This window comes from Micromonospora sp. ATA51 (assembly GCF_016802855.1).
GTDB lineage: Bacteria > Actinomycetota > Actinomycetes > Mycobacteriales > Micromonosporaceae > Micromonospora > Micromonospora sicca.
Window position 1 is genome coordinate 1 of record NZ_JAEVHJ010000446.1, and the last position, 4,197, is coordinate 4,197.

The following is a 4,197-nucleotide window of genomic DNA, read 5'->3' on the forward strand; positions in this document are numbered from 1 at the left end:
ATCCCCACCGTGGGCGCCCGGCCGGAGAGCCGACCGGCCGCCCCCCGGGACGGCGGCACATCCGGCAGCGGAAGCGCCGGACGGACCGGAGGCGCGCCCCGTCGCGGAACGCCCGCCGACGCCCATTCCGGGATGGTCGACGGCGACCCGAACCGGCCGGGGGCTGGTGTGGGGGGTCCCGTGGATCCGGCCGCGACCGCCGTGATCCCGGCCGTCACCGGCCGGCCGGTCCGCCACCCGGGCCTGGATTCGACCGCGCTGATGGGTGCCGTACCGCCTGTCCCGGACACCGGCGACGCAGCCGCTGGCGAGGCCGACACCGCGGCCGAGCCGCCGCGCCCGCGCCGGGGCGAACGGGTCGTACGACTCCGTCCCGAGCAGACCGGCGAGGGCTACAAGAGCGTCTACTCCGAGCTGACCCGGCCCTCCTTCGCGTCCCGGCTGCGGTCCGGCGTCCGGCTGACCGGCGAGGTGCTGATCACCTTCGGCCTGGTGGTGCTGCTCTTCGCCGGCTACGAGATCTGGGGCAAGTCGGTCATCGTCGACGCCCACCAGGACGACCTGACCGGCCAGCTGGCCCAGGAATGGGCGCCCGACCCGACCGTCGGCCCGACCCGGCCCACCAAGAAACCGGCGCCGCCGGCGGAGGGCAAGCCGCTCGCCGGCCTCTACATCCCCAAGTTCGACAAGCACTGGGTCGTGGTCGAGGGGGTGACCCCGGACGACATCCGGTACGCCCCGGGCCACTACCCGAAGAGCGCGCTCCCCGGCGAGGTGGGCAACTTCGCCGTGGCGGGGCACCGCATCCGGGCCACCTTCTGGCGGCTGGACGAGCTGAACACCGGCGACGACATTGTGGTCGAGGGCAAGACCGAGTGGTTCGTCTACAAGGTCTACCAGAGCCACATCGTGAAGCCGTACCAGGTCGAGGTGGTGGCGCCGGTGCCGATGAAGCCGGACGCCACGCCGACGGAGAAGCTGCTCACCCTGACCACCTGCAACCCCAAGTTCGACAACTACCAGCGCCTGATCATCCATGCCCGGCTGGACCACGCCCAGGCCAAGTCGGCAGGTCGCCCGGCGGAGCTGGGAGGCTGACGATGTACGCGTGGATCTGGCGCAAGCTCCCGTTCGGGACGGCCGGCAAGCTGATCGGCTCGCTGCTGCTCACCGCCGCGACGGTGGCGCTGCTCTGGTTCGTGGTCTTCCCGTGGGCGGAGCCGCTGCTCCCCTTCGACGACGTCCAGGTCACCCAGGACTCCGGTGAGACCGGGCAGAACGGCGACCTCACCGTGCCCAGCAACGCGCCCACCGACGAGGTACTGCCGTACAGCACGGAAACGAACAACGCCCCGCCCCCCACCCCGAGCAGGTGAGCCGATGCGCGTCCTGGTGATCGACAACTACGACTCGTTCGTCTTCAACCTGGTGCAGTACCTCGGCCAGCTCGGCGTCGACTGCGACGTTCGGCGCAACGACGAGATCGACGTGGCCGAGGTCGGCCGGGTGGGCGCGGCGGGCGTCCTGCTCTCCCCGGGACCGGGCAGTCCCGACCGCGCCGGCATCTGCCTGGACGTCATCCGGGAGTACGCCGGCAAGCTGCCCCTCTTCGGCGTCTGCCTCGGCCACCAGGCCATCGGCGCGGCATTCGGCGCGACCGTCACCCGGGCGCCCGAGCTGCTGCACGGCAAGACCTCCGAGGTACGCCACTCCGGGGTCGGTGTGCTCGCCGGGCTGCCGGACCCGTTCACCGCGACCCGGTACCACTCGCTCGCCGTACTGCCGGAGACGCTGCCGGACGACCTGGAGGTCACCGGCCGGACGGAGTCCGGTGTGGTGATGGCCATGCGGCACCGGACCCTGCCGATCGAGGGGGTCCAGTTCCACCCCGAGTCGGTGCTGACCGAGGGCGGGCACCTCATGCTGGCGAACTGGCTGGCCGTCTGCGGCTACCCGGAGGCGCTGGAGCGGGCTCCGGAGCTGGCCGCCGAGGTGGACGCCCGCCGCCGGGCCGCCTTCGCCGCCGCCTGACCGGCCAGCTCACCGTTACTGAGTGGCCGCTCCGGGTGGCCGGGTGGTGGGCAACGGCCAGCCTCCACCGCTACCCGGCGTGGTCGGCGTGCCGCTGGGGGTCGGGCTGGTCGGGGTAACGGTGGGCTCGGGCGGCGCGAAGTCGACGTAGATGGTGACCCGCTTTCCCTTCGCCAGCTCTTTCCTGGCGTCGGGGCTCTGCCTGCCGACCTTCCCTGCCTGATCCGGTGCCACCTCGTCGCCGTCTAGCACCCGCACCTCGTACCCGGCGTCCTTCAGCGTCCTGACCGCCTGGTCCTTCGGGAAGCCGACGACGTTCGGCACCTCGGCTACGTTGCCCCGGGAGACCTTCACCTTGACGGTGCTGCCCTCGGGGACCTTGGTACCCGCCTTGGGTTCGACGTCGATGACCGTGTCCTTCGCCTCACCGCTGTCGACGTACTGCTCATCGACGGTGAGGTTCAGGGCCGCCAGCTGCTGCTTGACGTTGTCGAGCCGGTTGCCCACCACGGGCGGAATGGCGACCTGCTGCGGGCCGCCGCACAGCTGGTAGGTCACCTGGCGGTTCTGTTCCAGCTGCGTGCCGGCGGCCGGGTCCTGTTGGACCACCGTGCCCTTCGTGCAGTCCGTGCCGGCAATCGGATCACCGGGCTGCGGAATGAGCCCCGCCTGCTGGATCTGGGCCCGGGCGACGGCCTCCGCCTTGCCCTTGAGGTCCGGCACGGCCACCTTTTCGTTGCCGCCCTGGTTCTGCAGCAGGGCGCGACCAGGGCGATCACGGCGAGCACGCCGAGCGCCGCGAAGGTGGCGATCACCCAGGAGGAGCTCTTGCGCTTGCCCGGGTCGCCGACGCGGGCCGGGACCTGCCGGGTCTGCGGCCCCATCACCTGGGTCTGGTAACCCGCACCGGCGGCCGGGGCCATCGGGGCGGTCTCGTCCTCGCGCAGCACCGGAGTGGCCAGCACCGGCCGGCCGGCCGCCGCCCGCAACAGGTCGGCCCGCATCTCGCCGGCGCTCTGGTAGCGGTTGAGCGGGTTCTTCGACAGCGCCTTGAGCACGATCGCGTCGACCGCCGGGTTGACGTCGGGGTTGATGTCGCTCGGCGTCGGGGGCGCCTCCCGGACGTGCTGGTACGCGACGCTGACCGGGCTGTCCCCGACGAACGGCGGGTGCCCGCAGAGCAGTTCGAACAGCACGCAGCCGGCGGCGTACACGTCGGAGCGGGCGTCGACGGCCTCGCCGCGCGCCTGCTCCGGCGAGAGGTACTGCGCGGTGCCGATGACCGCGCTGGTCTGGGTCATCGTGGTGGCGCCGCTGGCCAGCGCCCGGGCGATGCCGAAGTCCATCACCTTGACCTGGCCGGTCTGGGTGAGCATCACGTTGCCCGGCTTGATGTCCCGGTGGATGATGCCGTGCCGGTGGCTGAACTCCAGCGCCGCGCACATGTCCGCGCAGATCTCCAGCGCCCGGCGCGGCTGGAGCCGCCCCTCGACGCCGAGGACCTCCTTGAGGGTCCGTCCGTTGACGAACTCCATCACGATGAACGGCAGCGTCTCGCCGGTCGGGGCGGTCTCCTCGCCGGTGTCGTACACGGCGACGATGGCCGGGTGGTTCAGCGAGGCGGCGTTCTGCGCCTCCCGGCGGAACCGCATCTGGAAGGTGGCGTCCCGGGCGAGGTCGGCCCGGAGCATCTTGATCGCGACGTCCCGACCGAGCCGGAGATCGCGACCGCGGTGCACCTCCGCCATGCCGCCGTAGCCGAGCAGCTCGCCGACCTGGTACCTGCCACCGAGCAGGCGGGCCTGCGCTGTCATCGCGTCTCTCGTCCTTCGCTCGTCGTCGTCTCGCCGCCACCGGGCTGGAGCCGTACCCCACGACGGTACGACGTCCGGCCCGGATCGTCGGCTCCGTGGGCCCGCACCGCGCCGGAGGTCACGCTCACCGGAGCGAGCGCCCCGGTGTCACCGGACGCCGCGCTCTTCCGGAAGTTGTAGGAAATCACGCCGGAGCAGAGCAGGACCAGCGCGGCCACCAGGATGGCGGCCCACCACAGGCCGGTCCGGGACCGGCGGGGGGCCGGCAGCGGCGGAGCCGGGGCGACCGGCGGCCGGGCGTACCCCAGGGGATTGTGCTGGCGGGGCGGCGGAACCGGCGCGCCCCACGCGG

General features: G+C 72.3%; 3 protein-coding genes and 2 pseudogenes. 3 read left to right on the top strand and 2 right to left on the bottom strand.

Annotated elements, in window-relative coordinates; genetic code table 11:
• The 3 genes from JNW87_RS35545 to JNW87_RS35555 all read left to right on the top strand — a co-directional run.
• A partial coding sequence (locus tag JNW87_RS35545; RefSeq protein WP_238455211.1) for a class E sortase occupies positions 1-1,098 on the top strand: 1,098 nt, incomplete at its 5' end.
• A 2-nt stretch (positions 1,099-1,100) separates the two neighbouring features.
• The gene (locus JNW87_RS35550; RefSeq protein WP_238455212.1) at positions 1,101-1,376 is read left to right on the top strand and encodes a hypothetical protein; all 276 of its coding nucleotides are present in this window, start codon (positions 1,101-1,103) and stop codon (positions 1,374-1,376) included.
• A gap of 4 nt (positions 1,377-1,380) precedes the next feature.
• Positions 1,381-2,031 carry an aminodeoxychorismate/anthranilate synthase component II gene (locus tag JNW87_RS35555; RefSeq protein ID WP_238455213.1) on the top strand — a complete coding sequence of 217 codons (651 nt, stop codon included), beginning with the start codon at positions 1,381-1,383 and terminating at the stop codon, positions 2,029-2,031.
• 15 nt (positions 2,032-2,046) lie between these two features.
• Here JNW87_RS35555 and pknB read toward each other — a convergent pair.
• A pseudogene (gene pknB / locus JNW87_RS35560) lies at positions 2,047-3,845 on the bottom strand (Stk1 family PASTA domain-containing Ser/Thr kinase).
• Positions 3,842-4,197, bottom strand: a pseudogene (locus JNW87_RS35565) (serine/threonine protein kinase); the annotation flags it as partial. The pseudogenes pknB and JNW87_RS35565, both read right to left, overlap by 4 nt.